This is a genomic window from uncultured Maricaulis sp., assembly GCF_905480005.1.
Lineage (GTDB): Bacteria > Pseudomonadota > Alphaproteobacteria > Caulobacterales > Maricaulaceae > Maricaulis.
The window spans coordinates 18,687-40,117 of record NZ_CAJQOO010000130.1; the positions used below are offsets into that span (position 1 = coordinate 18,687).

General features: G+C 64.5%; 25 protein-coding genes. 15 read left to right on the top strand and 10 right to left on the bottom strand.

The genetic code is table 11. The features are described from left to right. Window positions 1-44 precede the first annotated feature (44 nt). Together mutT and QZ266_RS11860 are read left to right on the top strand one after the other, a co-directional pair. A complete protein-coding gene (mutT, locus tag QZ266_RS11855) occupies window positions 45-461 on the top strand; it encodes an 8-oxo-dGTP diphosphatase MutT (protein ID WP_295695421.1) in 417 nt (138 codons plus the stop codon). Beyond that, window positions 461-619 carry a Flp family type IVb pilin gene (locus QZ266_RS11860; protein WP_295695423.1) on the top strand — a complete coding sequence of 53 codons (159 nt, stop codon included), beginning with the start codon at window positions 461-463 and terminating at the stop codon, window positions 617-619. Before mutT ends, QZ266_RS11860 begins: the two co-directional genes overlap by 1 nt. Window positions 620-637: 18 nt before the next feature. Here QZ266_RS11860 and QZ266_RS11865 read toward each other — a convergent pair whose 3' ends face one another. Then, window positions 638-1,555 (bottom strand): methyltransferase domain-containing protein, encoded by a 918-nt coding sequence (locus QZ266_RS11865; protein ID WP_295695425.1) that lies wholly within the window; start codon window positions 1,553-1,555, stop codon window positions 638-640. A gap of 64 nt (window positions 1,556-1,619) precedes the next feature. Between QZ266_RS11865 and QZ266_RS11870 the strand changes: the two genes are divergently transcribed. Genes QZ266_RS11870 through QZ266_RS11885 form a run of 4 tightly spaced genes read left to right on the top strand, consistent with a single transcriptional unit; the run spans window position 1,620 to window position 3,930 of the window. Further along, window positions 1,620-2,378: a ComF family protein gene (locus QZ266_RS11870; RefSeq protein WP_295695427.1), complete on the top strand. Its 759-nt coding sequence runs from the start codon at window positions 1,620-1,622 to the stop codon at window positions 2,376-2,378. Between the two features lie 21 nt (window positions 2,379-2,399). After that, on the top strand, window positions 2,400-2,657 hold the full coding sequence (gene grxC, locus QZ266_RS11875; RefSeq protein ID WP_295695429.1) for a glutaredoxin 3: 258 nt from the start codon (window positions 2,400-2,402) through the stop codon (window positions 2,655-2,657). A 6-nt stretch (window positions 2,658-2,663) separates the two neighbouring features. Next, window positions 2,664-3,482, top strand: a complete 819-nt coding sequence (locus QZ266_RS11880) for a carbon-nitrogen hydrolase family protein (RefSeq protein ID WP_295695431.1) — start codon at window positions 2,664-2,666, stop codon at window positions 3,480-3,482. Between the two features lie 25 nt (window positions 3,483-3,507). Next, window positions 3,508-3,930: a DUF1178 family protein gene (locus tag QZ266_RS11885; RefSeq protein ID WP_366523937.1), complete on the top strand. Its 423-nt coding sequence runs from the start codon at window positions 3,508-3,510 to the stop codon at window positions 3,928-3,930. Here the strand turns inward: QZ266_RS11885 and ubiG are convergent. After that, window positions 3,927-4,688, bottom strand: coding sequence for a bifunctional 2-polyprenyl-6-hydroxyphenol methylase/3-demethylubiquinol 3-O-methyltransferase UbiG (ubiG, locus tag QZ266_RS11890; protein ID WP_295695435.1), 762 nt, complete (start codon window positions 4,686-4,688; stop codon window positions 3,927-3,929). The two genes, QZ266_RS11885 and ubiG, sit on opposite strands and share 4 nt — an antisense overlap. A 192-nt stretch (window positions 4,689-4,880) precedes the next feature. Here ubiG and QZ266_RS11895 point away from each other — a divergent pair, with 192 nt between their 5' ends. The 6 genes from QZ266_RS11895 to QZ266_RS11920 all read left to right on the top strand — a co-directional run bounded on the left by QZ266_RS11895 (window position 4,881) and on the right by QZ266_RS11920 (window position 12,131). Then, entirely contained in the window at window positions 4,881-6,098 is a 1,218-nt protein-coding gene (locus tag QZ266_RS11895) for an aspartate kinase (protein WP_295695437.1), read from the top strand. 2 nt (window positions 6,099-6,100) lie between these two features. Beyond that, a complete protein-coding gene (ptsP, locus tag QZ266_RS11900; protein WP_295695439.1) occupies window positions 6,101-8,392 on the top strand; it encodes a phosphoenolpyruvate--protein phosphotransferase in 2,292 nt (763 codons plus the stop codon). 79 nt (window positions 8,393-8,471) lie between these two features. Beyond that, the gene (locus QZ266_RS11905) at window positions 8,472-9,329 is read left to right on the top strand and encodes a helix-turn-helix domain-containing protein (protein ID WP_295695440.1); all 858 of its coding nucleotides are present in this window, start codon (window positions 8,472-8,474) and stop codon (window positions 9,327-9,329) included. A gap of 182 nt (window positions 9,330-9,511) precedes the next feature. Continuing rightward, a complete protein-coding gene (gene ispG / locus QZ266_RS11910) occupies window positions 9,512-10,657 on the top strand; it encodes a flavodoxin-dependent (E)-4-hydroxy-3-methylbut-2-enyl-diphosphate synthase (RefSeq protein ID WP_295695442.1) in 1,146 nt (381 codons plus the stop codon). A gap of 32 nt (window positions 10,658-10,689) precedes the next feature. Beyond that, window positions 10,690-11,049 carry an ArsC/Spx/MgsR family protein gene (locus QZ266_RS11915; protein WP_295695444.1) on the top strand — a complete coding sequence of 120 codons (360 nt, stop codon included), beginning with the start codon at window positions 10,690-10,692 and terminating at the stop codon, window positions 11,047-11,049. After that, entirely contained in the window at window positions 11,046-12,131 is a 1,086-nt protein-coding gene (locus tag QZ266_RS11920; protein ID WP_295695446.1) for a low specificity L-threonine aldolase, read from the top strand. The genes QZ266_RS11915 and QZ266_RS11920 overlap by 4 nt, the downstream gene beginning before the upstream one ends. Here QZ266_RS11920 and QZ266_RS11925 read toward each other — a convergent pair. Further along, window positions 12,128-13,246, bottom strand: a complete 1,119-nt coding sequence (locus QZ266_RS11925) for a PDZ domain-containing protein (RefSeq protein WP_295695447.1) — start codon at window positions 13,244-13,246, stop codon at window positions 12,128-12,130. The two genes, QZ266_RS11920 and QZ266_RS11925, sit on opposite strands and share 4 nt — an antisense overlap. A gap of 69 nt (window positions 13,247-13,315) precedes the next feature. Here QZ266_RS11925 and QZ266_RS11930 point away from each other — a divergent pair, with 69 nt between their 5' ends. Then, a complete protein-coding gene (locus QZ266_RS11930) occupies window positions 13,316-13,897 on the top strand; it encodes a TIGR00730 family Rossman fold protein (RefSeq protein WP_295695449.1) in 582 nt (193 codons plus the stop codon). Window positions 13,898-14,067: 170 nt separating this feature from the next. On the opposite strand, the gene QZ266_RS11935 is transcribed toward QZ266_RS11930, so the two are convergent. Continuing rightward, on the bottom strand, window positions 14,068-15,573 hold the full coding sequence (locus tag QZ266_RS11935) for a UbiD family decarboxylase (protein ID WP_295695451.1): 1,506 nt from the start codon (window positions 15,571-15,573) through the stop codon (window positions 14,068-14,070). A 203-nt stretch (window positions 15,574-15,776) separates the two neighbouring features. On the opposite strand from QZ266_RS11935, the gene QZ266_RS11940 reads away from it, so the two are divergent. Then, complete coding sequence (locus tag QZ266_RS11940) at window positions 15,777-16,214, top strand: BLUF domain-containing protein (RefSeq protein ID WP_295695453.1); 438 nt, start codon at window positions 15,777-15,779, stop codon at window positions 16,212-16,214. Between the two features lie 23 nt (window positions 16,215-16,237). On the opposite strand, the gene QZ266_RS11945 is transcribed toward QZ266_RS11940, so the two are convergent. The 4 genes from QZ266_RS11945 to QZ266_RS11960 all read right to left on the bottom strand — a co-directional run bounded on the left by QZ266_RS11945 (window position 16,238) and on the right by QZ266_RS11960 (window position 19,709). Further along, window positions 16,238-17,659 (bottom strand): serine hydrolase, encoded by a 1,422-nt coding sequence (locus tag QZ266_RS11945; protein ID WP_295695455.1) that lies wholly within the window; start codon window positions 17,657-17,659, stop codon window positions 16,238-16,240. A gap of 39 nt (window positions 17,660-17,698) precedes the next feature. Beyond that, entirely contained in the window at window positions 17,699-18,475 is a 777-nt protein-coding gene (locus QZ266_RS11950) for an enoyl-CoA hydratase-related protein (protein WP_295695457.1), read from the bottom strand. A 105-nt stretch (window positions 18,476-18,580) separates the two neighbouring features. After that, window positions 18,581-19,012: a MarR family transcriptional regulator gene (locus QZ266_RS11955; protein WP_295695459.1), complete on the bottom strand. Its 432-nt coding sequence runs from the start codon at window positions 19,010-19,012 to the stop codon at window positions 18,581-18,583. A 37-nt stretch (window positions 19,013-19,049) separates the two neighbouring features. Beyond that, on the bottom strand, window positions 19,050-19,709 hold the full coding sequence (locus QZ266_RS11960) for a methyltransferase (protein ID WP_295695461.1): 660 nt from the start codon (window positions 19,707-19,709) through the stop codon (window positions 19,050-19,052). 62 nt (window positions 19,710-19,771) lie between these two features. Here QZ266_RS11960 and QZ266_RS11965 point away from each other — a divergent pair, with 62 nt between their 5' ends. Beyond that, entirely contained in the window at window positions 19,772-20,140 is a 369-nt protein-coding gene (locus tag QZ266_RS11965; RefSeq protein WP_295695463.1) for a VOC family protein, read from the top strand. Window positions 20,141-20,147: 7 nt separating this feature from the next. On the opposite strand, the gene QZ266_RS11970 is transcribed toward QZ266_RS11965, so the two are convergent. Further along, window positions 20,148-20,801, bottom strand: coding sequence for a hypothetical protein (locus QZ266_RS11970; protein ID WP_295695465.1), 654 nt, complete (start codon window positions 20,799-20,801; stop codon window positions 20,148-20,150). A gap of 23 nt (window positions 20,802-20,824) precedes the next feature. Beyond that, the coding region (locus QZ266_RS11975) for an insulinase family protein (RefSeq protein WP_295695467.1) at window positions 20,825-21,431 on the bottom strand (607 nt) is incomplete at its 5' end.

Consider the following 21,431-nt stretch of genomic DNA (forward strand, 5'->3'; position numbering starts at 1 on the left):
ATTAACCGCCTTTCTGCACGCGTCCTTAAGGGAGATGTGGGAATATGACCGCTCGTAGCCCCAAACCGGTGCTCTTTGTCGCTGCCTGTGCCTTGCTGGATGCCGATGGTCGCATCCTCATCGCCAAGCGGCCCGAAGGGAAGGCGATGGCGGGGCTTTGGGAGTTTCCGGGTGGCAAGATCGAGCCCGGAGAGACGCCGGAGCAGGCTGTGGTGCGTGAATTGCGCGAAGAGCTGAGTGTCGAGCCGTGCGAACGGTGCCTGCACCCCTTTGCCTTCGTCTCGCACCCCTATGACGACTTCCACATCGTCATGCCGCTCTTTCTCTGCCGTACCTGGGACGGCTTTCCCCATCCCAATGAAGGCCAGGAACTCGCCTGGGTCCGCAAGGAACGCCTGCGCGACTACCAGATGTCCGCCGCTGACATCTCCTTGGCCGCCGAGTTGAGGGATCGTCTGTGATGAAGCTTCTCATCCGCTTCGCCCGCGACCAGCGCGGCGCCACCGCGATCGAGTATGCGATGATCGCTGTCATCATCTCGATAGCGGGCATTGGCGCGCTGGCGATTATCGGGCCGGCGGTGATGGACATGTTCGCCAACGCGGCGGCGCCGTTTTAGGCCCCGGCGAAAGCCCCTTTAACCACCCGCCTTCTCACCCAGCGATTTTTCCTGCACCCCCAGCGCGTCGGCCAGCCTGTGTGTCGCGGAACCCGGTCGCTTTGGTTTGGGCTGGTCGGGATGCGGGGCCCAGCCGGCGGCGTGGATGATTTCGAATGTGGCCCGGATGCGGCCATCGGGATCGGCGAAGCGCTCGGCATAGATCTGGCCGGCGCGGGCGAAGAGGGTGCGGCTGGCCGGCGTGCGCGGCCGGTCAGCGAGGATGGAGGTTTCACCCATGCCGCGCAAATCGGCCATCAGCGCGAAGATATGGTCATAACGCACGGTGACCCGGTCGACATCGGCGACCGGCATGGCAAAGCCCGCGCGCTGAAGCAGGGCGGCCAGGTCGAACGTCCCGGCCAGCGGTGAAACGCGCGCTGCCACACCGCCGGTCAGCTCGCTCTCGGCGGCCATCAGGCATTGCCGCAGCTCGGTCAGGGTCGATCCGCCGGGCAGGGCGCAGGCGAAGAAACCGTCGGGCTTGAGCGCGTGATTGATCTGGACGAGGGCGCCCGGCAGATCATTGGTCCAGTGCAGGCCCCAGGGTGCCAGCACGATATCCAGGCTCTCACTGGCAAAAGGCAGGGCTTCCTCGTCGAGGGCGAGCGCCGGGCCGGTCAGCTGTGCGGCTATGGAGGGCGCCAGATCAGCCCGGCACAGCCAGCCGACTTTCTCCCGGATAAGCGCGCCGGCAGGGGTGGCCATCAGGCCCGGGCCGCCGCCGAGCAGGGCGCCGTGGTCGAAATCACGTGTGATTCCGACTACCCGGTCACCCATATCCTCGAAAGCCCGTTGCGCGAGGAAGTTGTAATCTGACACACTGCCCGCACTTCGCGCGCGGCGCTGGCGCAGCAAGGCGCGGTCGAACAGGGCGGGGGGCGCTTGCGATGTCATGCAGCGGATATGCCCCCAAGCCCCGGTCAGGAAAAGAGGGGCGCTGCTTAAAAGGGAGGGTGCGATGGTGTGGCAAGGGCTGAGAACGGCGGGTCGCTTCCTGGCGGACCTCGCCTGGCCGCCTGTCTGTCCGCTGGCCGGGGACCCGGTCGACCGGGTCGGACATGTGTCACCCTCGGTCTGGTCGCGCCTGACCTTTCTCGATGCGCCCTGGTGCGATCTGTGCGGCTGGCCCTTTCCCTATCCGGGCGGATCAGGCGGCAGTGCGTCGGCCATCTGCGCCAATTGTGCCGCAAACCCGCCGCGCTATGACCGGGCGCGGGCGCCGCTCGCCTATGACGCCGCCGCCAGCCCGCTCGTGGTCGGTTTCAAGCATGGCGACCGGCGTGAGATGATCGCGCCCTTTGCCCGCTGGATGGCGAGAGCCGGGGAGGATTGCCTGGACGGTGCCGACGCGCTGGTGCCCGTGCCGCTGCACTGGCGACGCCTGATCTCGCGGCGCTATAACCAGTCGGCCCTGCTTGGGCGGGCCTTGGGTGAGTTGACGGGGGTTCCGCTTTGGACCGATACGCTCCTGCGTCGGCGGGCGACGCCCAGCCAGGCCGGTCGGACGGCGCGCATGCGACGACGCAATATGGCGGCAGCCTTTCACGTTCCGCAGCCCGATCAGGTCCGCGACCGGCATCTGGTGCTGATTGATGACGTGATCACAACCGGGGCCACGGTGTCAGCGTGTGCACGGCAGCTGAAACGCGCCGGTGCCGCCTCGGTTCGGGTTGTGGCATTGTGCCGAGTTGTACGCGAAACCGATCCGACTATCTAAGGGGATCATCTGGAGTGACCCATGGCTGACATAACCATCTATACCCGCCCGATGTGTGGCTATTGCGCGCGCGCTGTTTCGCTGCTCAAGCAGAAGGGTGTGGCCTTCGACGAGATCGATGCCGGCTTCGACCAGACCAAGCGCCAGGAGATGATCCAGCGCTCCAATGGTGGCCGGACCTTCCCGCAAATCTTCATCGGCGACATGCATGTCGGCGGATGCGATGAGCTGATGGCGCTCGAGCGCGGCAACAAGCTCGACGCCCTGCTGCAGGCCTGACCCGATATGGAGGTCGCCCTCGTCCAGATGCGGTCGGGTATCGACCCGGCCGAGAATGTCGCGACGGCCAGCGCGCTGATCCGCGCGGCTGCGGCGGACGGTGCGACTTTCATTGCCACGCCGGAGACCACGCATCTGGTCCAGAAGGATGCCGACGCTGCCTTTGCCGTGATGCGGACGCCCGAGGACGACCCGGCCATCCCGGTTTTCGCGGCATTGGCCAAGGACTTGGGCATCTGGCTCCTGATCGGGTCGCTGGCGGTGCGCATCGGTGAGCGCTTGGCGGCCAATCGCAGCTATCTTTTCTCGCCGGCTGGTGAGATCGCGGCGACCTATGACAAGGCCCACATGTTCAATGTCGGGCTCGGGCAGGGCGAGACCTATCGCGAGAGCGATAATTACCAGGCCGGTGACCGGCTTGTCGTACAGGACATCGACGGGGCCAGGCTGGGGCTGTCGATCTGTTACGATGTCCGCTTCGCCTATCTATACCGGCGACTGGCCCAGGCCGGGGCGCAGATCCTGACCGTCCCCGCTGCCTTCACCAAGCCGACCGGGCGCGCCCACTGGGATGTCCTCTTGCGGGCCCGTGCCATCGAGACCGGGAGTTTCGTCCTCGCTCCGGCCCAGGGCGGGCTGCACGCGGACGGTCGCAAGACCTGGGGGCACTCCATCATTATCGGGCCCTGGGGCGAGACTGTCGCCGAGCTCGATCATGACAATCCGGGTCTGTTGCGGGCCTCGCTCGATCTGCGCAAGGTCGCGGAAGCGCGGCGCCGCGTCCCCGCGCTGGAGCATGATCGGGAATTGGCGGGCCCGTTTTGACGCCGTCGGGAAGACGATTGCCGCGATGATCCGCTATGCGCTCCTGTGTGATGCCGATCATGATTTCGAGGCCTGGTTCTCGGATTCTGCCGGCTTTGATGACCAGGCAGGCCGCGGCCTGGTTGAATGCCCCCATTGCGGCTCGACGCAGGTTCGCAAGGCGCTGGCGGCGCCGGCGGTGGCGACAGCGCGCAAGCGCGAAGCGAGCGCCCAACACCAGATGGCCGAGATAGCCAACAAGGTGAAGGCGCATATTCGCGAGAATTACGACTATGTCGGCGAGGACTTCACCCGCGAGGCCCGAGCCATGCATGCCGGTGAGAAGCCGGAACGCCTGATCTATGGCGAGGCCAGTCCCAAGGAGTCGAAAGCGTTGAGCGAGGACGGCGTGCCGGTCACCCCGCTCCCCGACGCCCTCGCGCCAACGCCGCCGAAAAAGCTGAATTAGGCTGGCTTCTCCGCGACAGCCATATAGTTCACAGCCGTGTCCGAGCCGATCGAGAATTGGTCGGTGAGGGGGTTGTAATTGACGCCGACTGGCTCGCGCAGATGCATTCCGCCTTCGGCCAGCGCGGCCCGGATTTCGCCGGGTTTGACCAGCTTGCCGAAGCGGTGCGTGCCCTTGGGCAGCCAACCCATCACCCACTCCGCGCCGACAATCGCCAGGGCGAAGGCTTTCGAGGTGCGGTTGATCGTGGCGCAGATCATCAGCCCGCCAGGCTTCACGAGGTTGGCGCAGTCGACCAGGAAGGTGTGCGGATTGGCGACATGCTCCATGACTTCCAGATTGAGCACGACATCGAAAGGCGCTTCGCCATTCTCGATCAATTGCTCGGCGACCCCGTGACGGTAATCGATCTCGAGGCCCTGCTCATCGGCATGGACGCTGGCTGTCTTTACATTGGCTTCCGCGGCATCGACCCCGGTGATACTCGCGCCCAGACGGGCCATGGGTTCACAGACCAGACCGCCACCACAGCCAATGTCGAGAATCCGCAATCCGGTCAGCGGCTTGTCTCCGGTCAGGCCGAAATGCTGGCAGATCGTGTCGCGGATATAGCCCAGCCGAACCGGATTGAATTTGTGCAGGGGTTTGAACTTGCTGTCCGGATCCCACCACTCGGCGGCGATCCGGGAGAATTTCTCGACCTCTTCCGGATCGATGGAGGGCCGGTTCAGCGTGTCGGGCGCGGCGGCGCTGGTCATGGGTTTCTCCTCGCGGGTGAATCCGCGTCTTATTGCGTTCAGGCGTTGCGTGCGGTGCGCTTCGCGCTTACCTAACCGCCAGCGCGGCGCCCCGCTCGGGCCTTAATATGGCCCTGTCGGTGCGTCTAATCGAGCCCGGTGCGACGTTATGGTCGCAGCGAGCTTATTGGGGAAGCGCGAGGGACAGATTGCATGACGCGAGTCGTGGCGAAATTTGGTGGCACCTCGGTCGGGTCGGTCGAGCGAATCCGGCATGCGGCCGGCCTGGTGGCCGACGCGGCCGCGAAGGGCGAGGTCATGACTGTTGTGGTCTCGGCCATGGCCGGCGAAACCGACCGTATCCTTGGCCTGGCTGATGCCTTCGGATCCGGACTCGGTGATCCCGAAACCGATGTCGCCCTCGCCGCCGGCGAGCAGGTCTCCTCGGCGCTGATGGCGCTCGCACTGCGCGAACGCGGCCTGAAGGCGCAATCCTTCCTCGGCTGGCAATTGCCGGTGATCACGGACGGTCCGCCGGGTGCCTCGCGCATTGCCGGCATGGATGCGACGGTTCTCGAAGCGGCCATCGAGGCCGGGATCATTCCGGTTGTCGCCGGATTCCAGGGCATTACCGAGGCCGGAGCGGTGCGCACGCTGGGGCGGGGCGGGACCGATCTGTCCGCTGCGGCAGTGGCCGCCGCTCTGGGGGCGCGGTGTGACATCTACACCGATGTCGACGGCGTCTACACGACGGACCCCCGTATCGAACCGGCTGCCAAGCGGCTCGACGGGATCAGCCATGACGAGATGCTGGAACTGGCCGCCCAGGGAGCCAAGGTCCTGCAGACCCGCTCGGTGGAGTTCGCCAAGGCGCGCGCCGTGCCGATGCGCGTGCTATCCTCTTTCCTGAATTCCGGCGACAGCCACGGCACCGATGTTGTCGCCGAGACCGATATTGCAGAACGGCGCCTCGTATCCGGCGTGGCCTATGCCCGCGACCAGGCCCGAATCGCCCTTCACGGCGCCTCCAGTCGCTCGGATATGGCGGCCCGTTGTTTTGCCCGCCTTGCCGACGCCGAGGTGGGCGTCGACATGATCGTTCAGGCCCATGCTCGTCAGCCAGGCATGGTCACACTCGAGTTTTCCGTCGCCCATCGCGATCTCGACCGGGCCCAGGCGGTGCTCGAGGATGCCATGGACGGTGTGCGGGTCTCGGCGGAGACAGGGCTGGCCAAGGTGTCCGTGGTCGGCGCCGGTCTGCGTCAGCGAGCCGATGTCGCCCGGTCGCTTTTTGCGGTTCTGGGCGAGCAGGATATTGCGGTGAAGGTTCTCGCGACCTCGGAGATCAAGATTTCGGCGCTGATCGAGAATGACGCCGTGGAACGCGCAGTGCGGGCCTTGCACGCGGCCTATGGATTGGATCAGGTGTAGGCATGGAAGACATGACGGCAAAACCGACCCGCGATCCGCGTAATCTTCTCAAGCGCATGCGCCAGCTCATGGCGGTGCAGGAAAACGCCCAGGCGCGCCTTGACCATCTCACGGCGATGATCGCCGAGGAGGCCGGCTGGGACGTGTGTTCGATCTATCTCGCGCGTCCGTCCAATGCGCTGGAACTCTGCGCCACATTCGGTCTCAAGCGTGAAGCGGTGCACTCGGTCCGTTTGCGCCCGGGCGAGGGCCTTGTCGGTCTGGTAGCGCGCCGGGCGCGGCCCTTGTCGACGTCCAATGCGCGTGCCCATGCCGCTTTCTCCTACAAGCCGGAGACCGGTGAGGAACCCTTCGACACCTTTGTCGGTGTGCCCATTCTTCGCGGCGGGCGCATGGTCGGTGTTCTCACGGCCCAGACCGCGGTCGAGCGCCAGGTGGCCGGCGACGAGATCGAGACGCTGCAGACCGTGGCCATGGTTCTGGCCGAGATCGTCGCCTCCGGCGATATTGTTGATTCCGAGGAGATGGCCGGCCTGGATGTCCGCCAGTCGCGGCCGGAGCGTTTTCAGGGTGGGGCCTATTCCAACGGCGTGGCCAGCGGTGTTGCGGTCCTGTTCGAGCCGCATGTCGAATCGACCCGGCTGATCGCGGATGATCCCTCCGGCGAGGAAGAGCGCCTCGACGCCGCCATCAAATCCCTGCGCGCCTCGATCGACGAGATGCTTGAAGGCGGCCGGGTGCCCTTTGGTGGTCCGACGCGCGATGTGCTGCAGGCCTATCGCATGTTCGCCCATGATCGCGGCTGGCTCGAGCGCCTGCTTGAAGCCGTGCGGCGCGGTCTGACCGCGGAAGCCGCCGTTGAACGGGTCCGGAACGAGAACCGGGCCCGGCTGATGAAGGCATCCGATCCGCTTTTCCGCGAACGCCTGCATGATCTGGAAGATCTCGCCAATCGCCTCCTGCGCCATCTCGATGGCAGCGGTCTCGCACTGGAATTGCCGGACAATGCGATCATCATCGCCCGCAATATCGGTCCGGCGGAATTGCTTGATTTCGATCGGGCCAAGCTGAAAGGCATCGCCCTGGAGGAGGGCTCGGCCTCGTCGCATGCGGCCATCGTCGCCAAGGCGCTGGGTATCCCGCTGGTCGGGCGTCTGGAAGGCGCGCTGGACCGGGCTGAAACCGGCGACCCGGTGATCCTGGATGGCGAGTTCGGCATATTGCATATCCGGCCGCAGGCCGATGTCGTCGAGACCTATCAAGCGCGTGTTGCGGCCCTGTCCGAGCGACGCCAGTCCTACGCCGAATTGCGCGGCCCCTCGATTACCGCGGACGGTCGGCGGATCGGCCTGCACATGAATGCCGGTCTCCTGATCGAGCTGACAGCGCTCGACGAGACAGGGGCAGATGGCGTCGGCCTGTTCCGCACTGAATTCCAGTTCATGGTCGCCGAGACCCTGCCGCGCCTGTCTGCCCAGGCCACCGTCTACAAATCGGTGCTGGACGCGGCGGGCGACAAGCCGGTGATTTTCCGCACGCTCGATCTGGGCGGCGACAAGGTCGCGCCCTTCGCGCCATCGACCGTCGAGCCCAATCCGGCGCTGGGCTGGCGAGCCATCCGGATGGGTCTGGATCGGCCCGGTCTGCTGCGCTATCAGCTGCGCGCCCTCATCCTGGCGGCTGCCGGACGCACACTCAGCGTGATGTTCCCGATGATCGCCGCGCCTTGGGAAGCCCGGGCGGCGCGCGAAATGCTGGACCGCGAGCTGCGTCATGCCCGTCATGCGGGCCATGAAATGCCATCAGAAGTCCGTTGCGGGATCATGCTGGAGACGCCGGGCATGGCCTGGGCGCTGCAGCACGCGATCGACCAGGTGGACTTCGTCTCCGTCGGTGCGAACGATCTGATGCAATATTTCTATGCGGCCGACCGACAAAATACGCGTGTGTCGGAACGATACGATGTGCTCGCACCGGCGGCCCTGGATCTGCTTAAACATGTCCGGGATCTGTGCGCGAAACACGACACGCCGGTCTCGGTTTGTGGTGAAATTGCCGCCAAGCCGCTGGAGGCAGCGGTGCTGATCGGGCTTGGTTATCAAAGCCTTTCCATGGCTTCGGGCAATATCGGACCGATCAAGAAACTGGTGTCCGGCCTGGACGCCGGCAAGCTTGGCACCTGGCTTGCGAACCACCTTCAACAACCCGTGGACAGTCTGCGTCCCCTCCTCCTCGAGGCGGGAGAAAATGCCGGATTGCCTCGCGAGGCCATTGAAAGTGGACGAGGGATTTGATCTTATAAGAATGCGTTAAGGATTTTCCTTCCAGGCGCGTTTGTGAGTGACGATCGCTCCGGCAAGGATGAGCGGCGGTATGGTGATGGTAAGTCAGATTCCCAGTGCGGACTTTGTTCCCGTTGATGCCGTGTATTCCGACGACGGGGTTGGATACGTACACCTGTCTGCCGGCGAACGTCTTCGCGAGGCCCGCCAGAAGCTTAACCTGACCCTGGGCCAGGCCGCTGAACGCACCCGTGTCCGCTCGGATTATCTGGAAGCCCTGGAAACCATGGACCCGCGTGGCCTGCCGGCCCGGGCCTATGCCATCGGCTATCTGCGCACCTATGCCAACTTCCTGACCCTCGATGCCGGCGGTGTGGTCGACCAGTTCAAGCGCGAGGTCGATACGGAGACCGGGCGCGCCCAGCCGACGGCTGCCGCAAAGACACGCGACCCGATCAAGCTGCCGCGCGGTGCCTTCGGCGCGCTGATGATCCTGGTCGCCGTCGCCGGGGCCGCCTGGTGGTATTCCGAAGAGTTCGCGGGCGGATCGGCCCTGACCAACATGCCGTCTCCGCCGGATGCCGCGCCCGATTGGGCGCGGGCGGATTTCGAGACTGGCCGCGTGGCGGTCAGCGTTGATGATATCTGGTCCGGCCTGCCGATCGGTGAAGCCGCGACGGCCTCCGGGCAGGTGGTGATGCGGGCGATCATGCCGACCTGGCTGGAAGTGCGCGATGCCTCGGGCCGTATCCTGTTCTCCCGCGAGCTGGCGGTTGGCGAAGTCTACCGGGCTCTCGAGCCGGGCCTGACCGTTTCGGCCGCGAATGCGGGTGCGATCGAGCTGCTGCGCGATGGCGAGGCGGTGGGCCTTCTGGGTGTCGCCGGAATGGCGGTCGAGAATCTTCCCGTCATGGCCGGGGCTGACACCGCCGACGTTCAGCCCCAGTAACGCGCTGGTCGTGACCCGCCGGCCCTGACGCACCGGTCCTGACGGGTCGGGCGGCAGTTCGCCGCAGTGACCCGCCGCAGCAAAATGCCGTAGCCCCGGTCGCATGCCGGACACAATACCGCTATATCCAGCTCCTATCCCGGATCGCCGCTTTTCGGCGCGTCCGACAAGGGAGAGTGTTGATGTCGCAATCCAGCGCTGATCCGCGCTCGGTCCGCCCCTGGCGGATGATCGAGCGCCGCAAGAGCCGCACCATCAAGGTCGGACCGCTCGAGATCGGTGGCGATGCCCCGATCAGCGTGCAGACAATGACAAACACGCCGACCTCCGATGCCGGCGCGACGATCGACCAGATCCGGCGCTGTGAAGAGGCCGGTGTCGATCTGGTCCGCGTGTCCTGCCCGGACGCGGAGTCGACGGCGGCTTTCAAGACGATTGCCAAGGCAGCCAGTGTGCCGCTGATTGCGGACATCCATTTCCACTACAAGCGTGGCATCGAAGCGGCCGAGGCTGGCGCGGCCTGCCTGCGGATCAATCCGGGCAATATCGGCTCGATGGACCGGGTGAGGGACGTCGTGCAGGCAGCGCGCGATCATGGCTGTGCGATCCGCATCGGCGTCAATGCCGGCTCGCTGGAGCGCCATCTGCTGGAGAAATACGGCGAGCCCTGTCCCGAGGCGATGGTCGAAAGCGCCCTCGATCATGCCCGCATCCTCGATGATCTCGACTTCCGCGACTACAAGATTTCGGTGAAGGCGTCGGACGCCTTTCTGACGGTCGCCGCCTATCAGGCCCTGTCCGAAGCCACCGATGCACCGCTCCATCTCGGTGTGACCGAGGCCGGTGGGACCCGTATCGGCACGGTCAAATCGTCCATCGGTATCGGCTCCCTCCTGTGGGCGGGTATTGGCGATACCATCCGAGTCTCGCTCTCGGCCGAGCCGGAAGAGGAAGTGAAGGTCGGTTTCGACATTCTCAAATCGCTGGGCCTGCGGACCCGCGGCGTCAATATCATCGCCTGCCCGTCCTGTGCCCGTCAGGGCTTTGACGTGATCCGCACGGTCGAGACGCTGGAAAACCGGCTGGCGCACATCTCGGAGCCGATTTCGCTGTCGATCATTGGCTGTGTGGTGAATGGCCCCGGCGAGGCCCTGATGACCGATCTCGGTTTTACCGGCGGTGGCGCGGGACGCGGCAAGATGTATGTCTCGGGCCGACCCGACCACAATGTTTCCAATGAGGAGATGGTCGAGCACATCGTCGAAATGGTGGAAGCGCGCGCCGAGGAATTGCGGGCGGAACGTGACAGTGTGGAAGCTGCCGAATAGGCAGGAGTGCAAGCGTATCTGAGGAGTATCTGGTGACGAATTTGACGGTTTACGGCCTGAAGAATTGCGATAGCTGCAAGACGGCCATAAAGGCGCTGGACGCCGCGGGTCTGGCCCCTCGTTTTGTCGATATCCGGGCGGAGGCCGATCTGGTCGTCAAGGTTCCGGCCTGGCTCGACAAGGTCGGCGCCAAGGCGCTTGTGAATACGCGCTCGACCACCTGGCGCAACATGTCGGACGAAGATCGCGCCATTGCCGATGGCGACCCGGCCGGCGTTCTGATCGCTCATCCGACCCTGATCAAGCGTCCGGTGATAGAGGCGGGTCACACAGTCAGGGTTGGCTGGACGGCGGCCACCCTGGACACGCTCACTGCCGGCGCGGCGGAATGAATGCGGCGCTGAAAGCGCGCTGTGATCTCGATCTGGGTTTCCCGTTTCATACCGATGGTGAGCCGGCTGACCGGCTGGAGCGGGTCGCGGCATATATGCGTCGCGAAAAGCTCGGCGCGGAAGCCTATCTGACCGGTGACAGCGTGGCCCGCCTTGAAGCGCGGATTGCGGCGCTGTTCGGCAAGCCGGCGGCGGTCTGGTTTCCCTCGGGGACGATGGCACAGGGTGTCGCTGCGCGTCTCCATTGCGCCGCCGCCGGGGACAAGCGTGTGGGTTTGCACCCGACCTCGCATCTCGCCCTGCATGAGCAAGACAGTCATATCCATCTGCACGGGCTGGAGCCCGTGATCGCCGGCGAGTGGTCGCGGACGATGCGGCCCGATGATCTGCCGGAGCAGGCAGGCTGTACCATTGTCGAACTGCCGCAACGCCATAATGGCGGCGCCGTACCGGACTGGCAGACACTGGTCGCAATCAAGGCGCGGGCGACGGAACTCGGGCAGACCCTGCATATGGACGGTGCGCGGATCTGGGGCCTGCCCTCGGCCTGGCCCGGTCATGACTGGCCGGAAATCTGTGACGGTTTCGCCTCGGTCTATGCCTCTTTCTACAAGGATCTCGGCGCCTCCGGTGGCGCGGTTCTCGCGGGTGAGGCTGAGGTCATGGCGGACGCACGGATCTGGCTCGCTCGCATGGGAGGGCAGCTGGTCTCGGCCTGGCCGATGGTGCCGGATGCCTTGCGCGTGCTCGAGGAGCGTCTCGACAAGATACCGGCCTTTGTGGCGAGGGCGCGCGAGATTGCGGCGGGTGTCGGTGAGGTCAGAGGCCTGACGATCACTCCGGACGTGCCGCACGTGAACATGATGCATGTCCGTCTCGATTGTGATGTCGCGACGGCCGAGGCGGCCCGCAATGCGGCGGCCGAAGCGACCGGCGTCTGGCTCGGCAATCGCTTTTGGTCGTTGGAGGCCGATCCGGTTCCGGCTCTCGAGATCGCCGTTGGTGAACGGGTTCTGGCTGCTGATCCGGCTCGCATCATTGCCGCGATCCGGGCAATGGGCGCTTGGCTGGACAAGGCCTAGTCGACGAGCGGGTAGAGGGTCAGGGTCAGCGCCAGGGCTTCGCCATCGCGGATCAGATCTATGTCGAGTGTTTCCGGTGGCGTGATGTCGAGATCGCAGGTGCGGTCCCGCATCTCGGCGCCATTGAAATGGGTGATGAAGTCGTCGGTCTGCACGCCGGCATCGAAGGCGGGCGAATTGGCGATTACGGAGGCAACCCGCATGCCGTCATTCTCCGGCACCAGTACGAGCCCATGCGTCACCAGCGGCGCGAAGGTGATCGGGGTTTCCGGATCATTGCGCACCAGGCGGACCCGTTCATTGCGCTGATCGAAGGTCCAGCTGAAATGCCGCATTACCTGACCGCCCAGGATTTCCGTTTCCGGCGTTGACTGGATAATGGGCCGGGTCAGCACATTTGATCCGATCGTCGGATTGCCGCTGAGCCGGGCCGAGGACCGACGCTCGATCTCGGAGAAGCGCACCGCCGCCCCGGTGGCCCGCGGTGGCGTGACGGTGTCATAGCGCTCAATATCGCGCAGGATGACGGGGCTGAGTGCAGCCCCGCTGTCGATCAGGAGGCGACGCGTACCCCGGCCGGGAAAGCGGACCTGAATCCAGGGACGGATGTCAGGTCCATTGGCCCGGAAGATGGTTTCGCCGTCCGCGCGCGGCAATTCACCGCTTACCACGCGCATTTCACTGGCGGCATAGTCGAGGGTCAAAAGGACATCCTCGAAGGCGTCGAATTCAAGGATGCCGTCAATCTCGCGCCCCAGGGCGATGGAGAGATGGTCAAGATCGCGGACCCGGGCCCGCAAGCCCGTCAGGCGTACCGGCCCGGACATCGTGGTCCCGAAATTGGCCCGGACCCCGGTGTCCAGCCGCTGGCCGGAAACCCGCTCGACACTGTCCGGATCGACAAAGCTGGAGGCCGCACCCGTGTCGTAGAGGAACCAGAGTGTCCGCTCCTGTGCGGTTTCGCCTTCGCGCACTTCCAGCGTCACCGGCACGAAGAAATAGCCGCGACACATCTCGGTGGGCAGGACGACCGGCTCGTCGATTTGTGCGGCTGCGGGAGCAAGCATCTTGCCCGCCGCCAGCAGCGCGACTATCAGGATCGCAACCTGTTTCATGCTTGTCTCCGGACCGGTTTGCCGCAGGATACGACAGCTCGCTGACTTGCCAAGACTATCGGGTCCAAAATGAAATCCATCTGCGTCTATTGTGGTTCCAATTCCGGCCAGGATCCGGCCTTTCTCGAGGTCGCGGACCGGCTTGGCCAGATCATGGCTCTGCGTGGGATCGAGCTGGTCTATGGCGGTGGGCAAGTTGGGTTGATGGGGCGCATCGCCGACGCGACCCTGGCCGCGGGCGGCCGTGTTGTCGGCGTGATTCCGGAATTCCTCGCTCTGAAGGAAATCGCCCATATGGACCTCTCGGCGCTTCATGTGGTCAAGTCCATGCACGCGCGGAAGGCGAAGATGGTGAAGCTGTCACAAGGCTTTATCGCCATGCCCGGGGGTATCGGGACGATGGAGGAAATGTTCGAGATCTGGACCTGGTCCCAGCTCGGCCAGCACCGGCATCCGGTCGGCCTCCTGAACGTCAATGGCTATTATGACGAGCTGGTCGCCTTCCTCGACAAGATGACGGATCAGGGTTTCCTGACGCCGGAACATCGCGGCGCGCTGCTCGTTGCCGACCGGCCGACCAAGCTTCTGGATGCCTTCGAGGCCTACACGCCCCCACCCGCCGATGTTCGCATCAAGACCGGCCAGACCTGATCAATCGGGTCGGGGATGTGTCTGATGGCCTGCTGGCTGGCAAGCGGCTTTCGTAAGCCAGCGATGCCGTGTGATCGCTCAGCGGCCCATCCTTTTGGATTCGCGCTCTTCCTTGTTGAGACGCGCGAAGATTGGGGGCGGCGACAAGCCGCGCGGCCTGGCGAAAGACCTTAAAGCTCGATCCCCAACTCTCCCCAGATCGCGTCGACCCGTGCCTTGGTGGCATCATCCATGTCCAGCTTTTCGCCCCACTCGCGGGTCGTCTCATTGCCGGTCTTGTTGGTGGCATCGAGACCGATCTTTGAGCCCAGGCCGGAGACCGGGGAGGCGAAGTCGAGATAGTCGATGGGTGTGTTTTCGACAGTGACGATGTCGCGGGCCGGGTCCATGCGGGTCGAGACGGCCCACATCACATCCTTCCAGTCGCGCGCATTGATGTCCTCATCCACGACGATGATCCATTTCGTGTACATGAACTGGCGCAGGAAGGACCAGGCCCCCATCATTACGCGCTTGGCATGGCCGGCATAGGCCTTCTTCATCGAGATCACGGCGATACGGTAGGAACAGCCCTCGGGCGGCAGCCAGAAATCGAGGATTTCGGGGAATTGCTGCTGCAGGAGCGGGATGAAGACCTCGTTGAGGGCTTCGCCGAGCACGGCCGGCTCGTCCGGCGGACGGCCGGTATAGGTGGTCAGGTAGATCGGGTCCTTGCGCATGGTGATCGCGCTGATCTGGAACACCGGAAAATGCTCGACGGAATTGTAATAGCCGGTGTGGTCGCCATAGGGGCCTTCCGGGCCGTACTCATCCAGCAGGACATGGCCTTCCAGCACGATCTCGGCCTCGGCGGGGACCTTGAGCGGGATGGTCTTGCAATCGACCAGCTCGGCCTTCTTGCCGCGCAATATGCCGGCGAACTGGTATTCCGACAGCGTGTCCGGGATCGGCGTGACCGCGGCGAGGATGGTGCCGGGATCGGCACCGAGGACGACGGCGGCGGGCAGCGGGTCGGGCTTCTTGTCTTTCCAGCGCTGATAATGCTGGGCGCCACCACGATGCTTCAGCCAGCGCATCAGGGTGCGGTCCTTGCCGAGCTTCTGCATGCGGTAGATGCCGAGATTGAAATCATCCTGCTTGTCGTCCGACGGGCCCTTGGTGACGACCAGCGGCCAGGTGATCAGCGGGGCCGGCTCGCCAGGCCAGCAGGTCTGGATCGGCAGGCGGTCAAGATTGATCTCATCGCCGGTCAGCACGACATCCTGGCAGGGCGCCTTTTTCACGGTTTTCGGCCGCATCGACATGACGGTCCGGGCCAGCGGCAGGAGCTCGGCGGCTTCCTTGAGGCCACGCGGCGGTTCGGGCTGGCGCAGGAAGGCGAGCAGTTCGCCGACCTCACGCAATTCGGTGCCCGTGGTGCGGGCTTCACCGCCGAGCGTGACAGCCTGGGCGACGCGTTTGACCGTGCCGAACAGATTGACCAGGCAGGGCATCTCGCTCTTTTCGCCGCGCTCATTGATGACATTCTCGAACAGGATGGCCGGTCCACCGGCATGCAGGGTGCGCTTGTGAATCTCCGTCATCTCCAGCTCGGTGGAGACGGGCGTCGTGACGCGGACGAGATCGCCCTCGGCCTCGAGCTGATCGATGAATTCGCGGAGCGACTTGTAGGCCATGCGGGCAGTCCTGCTTTGTTGTGCTCCAGAAACTGCAACTTCGTCACCGAAAGTCCAGCCCGCTTTCTGCCGCAGTACCGGGAGCTTGGCGGAACCGGGAAGGATTTGACGAAAATTCGAGACAAATCCGGTCGGAAAACTTGACCCGGATTTCAGTCTTCAGGCTTAGGAGCAAGCTGGTCACGACGCGATTGGAAACACGCATGCTGCACAGAATGGTCCTCGCGGCCCGTACGACAGTGGACACCCGGCCGGTCGCCCTGACGAGCGAACTCGGCTCCCTGCTGGCGTGCTGCCTCCAGACCAGTGTTGACGACGTCCTGACCGGTGGGCTGGTCGTGGATGCCGGCCTGCTCCTTGAAGTCATTGAGGGCAGGAGTGGTGATCTGTGCGCTTTCCACCGGCTCGCGGAGGAGGACCCGCGGGTGTTCGACCTGCAGGTTCTGGAGTTCGTCCCGGTGCTGCGCCGCCAGTTCGACACCTGGGCCGTGGCCCGAACGCCCGATGCGCTCGTCAGTCACGCCCTGGCCAGCGCCATTACCGAGAAACGCGCCGGGTCCTTTGCGGTCAGCCAGCACGTCTACCAGGTCCTGATGCATGGCGTGATCGCCGAGACTCCGCCGCTCTGCGAAGCGGCCTAGCCTCTCATCCCCAGTCTTGTCCGCTACTCGTCGGGTGTCGGGCTGTCCTCGGCCGGCGCGTCCGTGATCTGCGGGGTGTCCTCGACAGGCGGTTGCAGCGAGCCGCTGACCGCCAGTGCGAGCCCGCCGGATCGCGAATTCACGCCCATCGTCGCACCGAAGCGGACGATCACCAGCTCCTGTTCCGGCATCACATAGGCCCACTGGCCCTGGAAGCCGCTCATCATGATGGTGTCCGCAGGAAGGCTCGAACGCTCATTGGGGAGCCAGAATCCCATCCCGTATTCGCCATTCGAGCCCGGCGTCGGCTCGGCGACGATGTCATACCAGTCCTCCGGCAGGAGGCGTTCGCCATCGATGACGCCATCATTCATGTAGAGCAGGGCGAGGCGAGCCCAGTCATGGGCAGTGGCATACATGTAGGACGAGCCCTGGAAGACGCCATTCTCGCCCGGCTCCATGATCGCTGAATGGATACCCAGCGGCTCAAAGATGCGCGACCGCAGCCCGTCGACCTGGTCCGGCAAGGTGTCACCGAGCAGACGTTGCATGGTGTCGGTCGCCAGGATGGTGTTGCCGCTCATGTATTGCCAGTGATCCCCCGGCGCGTGCAGGCGTTCGCGGGTTGCCGCATAGCGCGGCATGTCGGACTGGGTGAAGAGCATCTCCGAATTCGGGTCCGTGCCGGTATTGTCCTCGGCGATGGCCAGACCGCCTGCCATGCGCAGGAGGTGGGAGATGGTGATCCGGGACAGGCGGATATCGTCGATTTCGGCCAGGGCGGGAACCGCGCCCTCGGCATTGATGTCCAGGCGACCTTCCTCGACCAGCGCCCCGGCGAGCGTGGTCATCGTGCTCTTGGTCATCGACCAGCCATGGAAACGGGTCTCGCGGCTGGCGCCCGGTGCGTAATGTTCGGCGACCAGGCGACCGCGGTGCAGGACGGCGACGCCGAGCGTCTGCCGGCTGTCAGCCTCGATATCGTCGAACGCATCGGCAATGGCCGCGTCCAGCGCTTCGGTATCGAACCATTGGTCACGATGATCGGTGTCGAGTTCGAGCGGGATGAAGTCCTGTTCGGCCGGGACGGTCAGGTCGGGGTCGAAGCCCTCACCGCCATGAACCAGCGTACAACCCAGCCCGTCGCGCCAGACCGCGCGCTGGTGCCAGAACAGGCCGAGCACGGAGGCCGTGACCTCGCGGTTTTCCTCATCCATGTCATAGCCGATCACGCTGCCGGCATCGCCCAGAAGCGGGGCAAGGTAGAAGTCATAGGCCTGATCGGACTCCAGGCCGGACACCCAGGTCAGGGAGCACATCTGTTTGGCGACGATCCCGGTGCCCGAGGGCAGGTAGATCCGGCCGATCGGCGACAGGTTCAGCGCCGTGATACCGGCCGCGAGAAGGACGGCGAGCGTGCCGCCGACAATGTAGCGCTTTTTCATGATCTATCCCCTGTGAGCCCCGCGGGCAGTCTGACCGGATCAGCCCAGCTTGTCGAAATCCGGAGCGCGACGCTCCAGGAAGGCCGCAGCCGCTTCGGCGAATTCCGGCGATTGAAGCTGTGAGGCGAAGATCGTGTTCTCGCGGTCCATGCGCGCCTCAATGCTCTCGGCCGGCGCACGCATCAGGGCCTTGGATGCCTTGAGCGAGGTCGGCGCCTTGGCGGCCAGGATGCTGGCCATGAAGCGGGCCGTTTCTTCCATCTTCGCCGGTTCGGTGACGCGATTGACCAGGCCGGTCTCGCGGGCACGCCGGGCATCCCAAGTGTCGCCCAGCAGCAGGAGTTCGGCGGCGACGGCATGGCCGAAAATGCGCGGCATGAGCTGGGAGGAGGCAAATTCAGGGGCCAGGGCGAGGTCGACAAAAGGTGTCTTGAAAACCGCCCGGTCCGACGCAACCACGAGGTCGCAATGCAGGAGCAGGGTAACTCCAATGCCGATTGCCAGACCGTCCACGGCGGCGATCACCGGCTTTTGGGCATTCAGCAGCGCCATCATGAAACGGCGCACGGGCGGCGTGTCATGCTCACCGAATTCCGGCGGGCGCTGGGTGAAGTCGACAATGTCATTGCCGGCCGTGAAGACGCCGCCGGCACCGGTCAGGATGCTCACGCGGACCGAGGGGTCCTCATCAGCGGTTTCCAGGGCCTCGGCGGCGGCGGTGTACATGTCCTGGGTGAGAGCATTCTTCTTCTCAGGACGATTGAAACGGATGGTGCGGATACGATCCGCAGTTTCGACCAAAACCAGTTCGCTCACGCGAGCCTCCCTCATGATGTTTTTTGGGAGCCTAGAGCAAAAACGGGGCGCTTGAACACCGTGAATCAGTTGACGTAAACGTCACCCACGGTGCCGGCCCGAGTGTCAGGTATCGACGGCGAGACGGGTCAGGACACGGTGCAGCATGTCGCTGTCATCCTCACCCAGGCGCGTTTCCAGCTCTGTATTGAGATCGCGCAGGATGTGATCGGCTGTGTCGCCGAGGGCGCGGCCCTTCTCGGTGAGCGACACCACGGCCGAGCGCTTGTCGGTGGCGGAGACAGCCTTGGTGACGAGGCCCAGGGCTTCCATCCGGTTGACCAGGCCGGTGACTGCGGGTGGATGGAGCGAGAGTGTCTCGCCAATATCGCCCATGCGCCGTTCGCCGCGGCGTCCCAGCAGGAAGAGCACGGCCGCCTGGGCCGAGGTCACACCGGTGACGGATTTCAGGCGTGCGTCGGCATCCCGGTTGAGCTTCCGGGCAGCAATCTCGAGCAGAAGGAATAATCGCCGGTCAACGGCGCGAGCGCGGGCCATGCCCCATACTGGTTTGATTCTTCAGACGGGGGGAGCGTCAGCGATAGCGCCAGACCTTGGCCTGCCGGACCTCGCGATCTTCCAGGTCCCGGGTGACGGGAACTGTGTATTCGGCGAGGCGCTCCAGCTTGTCCTGCGGCAGGAAGGAGCGGCCGGGATCACCGATCAGCACGGTGGCGCCGCGCGCATTGAGCGTTTCCAGCCAGCCGCCGATCAGGCGCGCCGGCTCGGCCTCGTAGAAAACATCCCCGGCGAGGATGACGTCCCAGCCTTCATCCTTGCCGACCAGGTCGCCCAGCCGGGCCGTCAGCGTGACCTCATTGGCGGCGGCATTGCTCTCGATCGCCGCGACGGCGAAAGCATCCAGCTCGCAGGCCTCGACCGAGGCGGCACCGGCCTTCATGGCGGCAATGCCCGACACGGCGCCGCCGGCGGCAAAGTCGAGCACGCGCTTTCCGGCAACCAGGTCGGGATGGTCGAGGCAATAGCGCGCCAGCGCCTGTCCGCCGGCCCAGGCGAAGGCCCAGAAGGGCGGCGGCAGACCCATTTCGCCGAGGGCCTCCTCGGTCTGCTCCCAGATTGCGACGGTCTCGACGGCCAGGTGGAGCGACACCTCCGGCACCAGCGGCGGGGCCATCAGGGCGCAGGTCTGGCGGATGAAGGCGTGCGGGTCTTCGAGGCGGGGGGTGCCCGTCATGATGCTTCCTGTCAGGATGGCCGTGCCATCCGGTTAGGCGGAGCGGGCCGAGGGAGCAAGCCATGACGACACGTGTGACACGATCAACCTATGTATTGGCGGTCAATGATCTGGAATTCACCGCCCGCTGGTGGGTCGAGAAGCTGGGGTTCGAGCACTGGCTTCGGGCCGATGGCTGGGCTTTCCTGCGTCGCGATAATTGCTATCTGCGGATCGGGCATTGCGTGGATGCCATCCCGCCGTCCCGGCTCGGTGACCACCAATTCTTCGCCTATGTCGAGCTGGAGGATGTCCGCGCCTTCCATGACGAGATCAAAGGGCCGGGTGTCGATATCATCCACCGGCTCACCGACCAGCCCTGGGGGATGCGCGAATTCGGTGTTGCCACGCCGGACGGTCACCGAATCATGTTCGCGCAGGCGATTGAATGAGGGGCGTTCAGTTGCCAGCGTCGGGGCAAAGTTCGGCGGCTGGGCGCGCATCATACCAGGTGACAATGACTTCCCGCATCTCCCGGAGATAGAGCAAGGGATAGCCCTGATCTCCACGTGCCAGAATTTCATCGACATGGTCGAGCAGTGTCTCCGCCTTCCCGGTCTCATCGATCTGCACGACATTGACGTCGAACGGGTAGAGTTCTTCATCCTGAAGGATGTAGCCGTTCAAGGCGACTTCAAAGTGGGACCCCATCTCGACCGCGCGGATCAGGAGATGATCATGCATGTACCGATGCCCGTGGCTTCGGCAGATGAAGAGTTCGATGTGATCGTTCCAGAACGCGGCGATGCGTGACTGGTAATTCGGCGTATCGCGATCCCAACCGTTGAAATCGAGGATATAGGTGTCGAAGTCCTCGACAATGAAGTCAGCCCCATTCGAGGAAGCCAGAACCATTGCCCCGCACATTCTGGTTGCGAGTGTCCTGATCTCCCCGCGCGTGAAGCCGCTCGGCAGAACTTCGGTCGGGTCTTCCGCCAATTCTCCGAGCACATCGGCGATCCGGCACTGCGGTGTCGGGGTCGTGGCCTGTGCCACGGCCGGCGACACCATCAGCGTTAGGCCGGCAAGCGATGCCATAGCCCGATGCGTCATTCCGACGACGCCAGCCTGCCCGCTCACTCCCGGATTTCCGCCGCGGCGACTTCCGGCAAGGCGCGGACATCTTCGCCGATCAGTGACAGGTCGCCGACGAGGACCAGCACCATCTGGTCCAGCGGCAGATACTCCCGTGCGATCGCGGAAATCTCCTCATCGCCAACCGCAAGGATGGCCGGCACATACTGGTCGAGATAGTCATCTGGCAGGCCATAGAGGTCACGCTGTGCGAGCTGGCCGATCAGCCCGCCGGTCGAGGCGTTCTGCAGGATGAAGATGCCGGCCAGCCAGTTGCGCATGCCGTCCGCTTCGTCGGTTGGCGGGGTCTCGGTCTGCAGGCGCGTGATCTCGTTGAAGGTCTCGCGCAGGGCCGCAGCCGTATCGGCAGCCGTGACGTCGGCGTTGAAGGTCCAGAAGCCGCCACCCATCGTCCAGGTCTCACCGGAGCCGGGCGAATAGGTATAGCCCTTGTCCTCGCGCAGATTTCGCGTGAGCCGTGAGGTGAAGGATCCGCCCAGGAGTGCATTCATCACGTCAAATGCCGGCGCGTCCGCATGATCAATCCCCATGACCGGAAAGCCGAGACGGATTGTCGTCTGCGGCGCACCGGGGCGATCGATCAGCTGG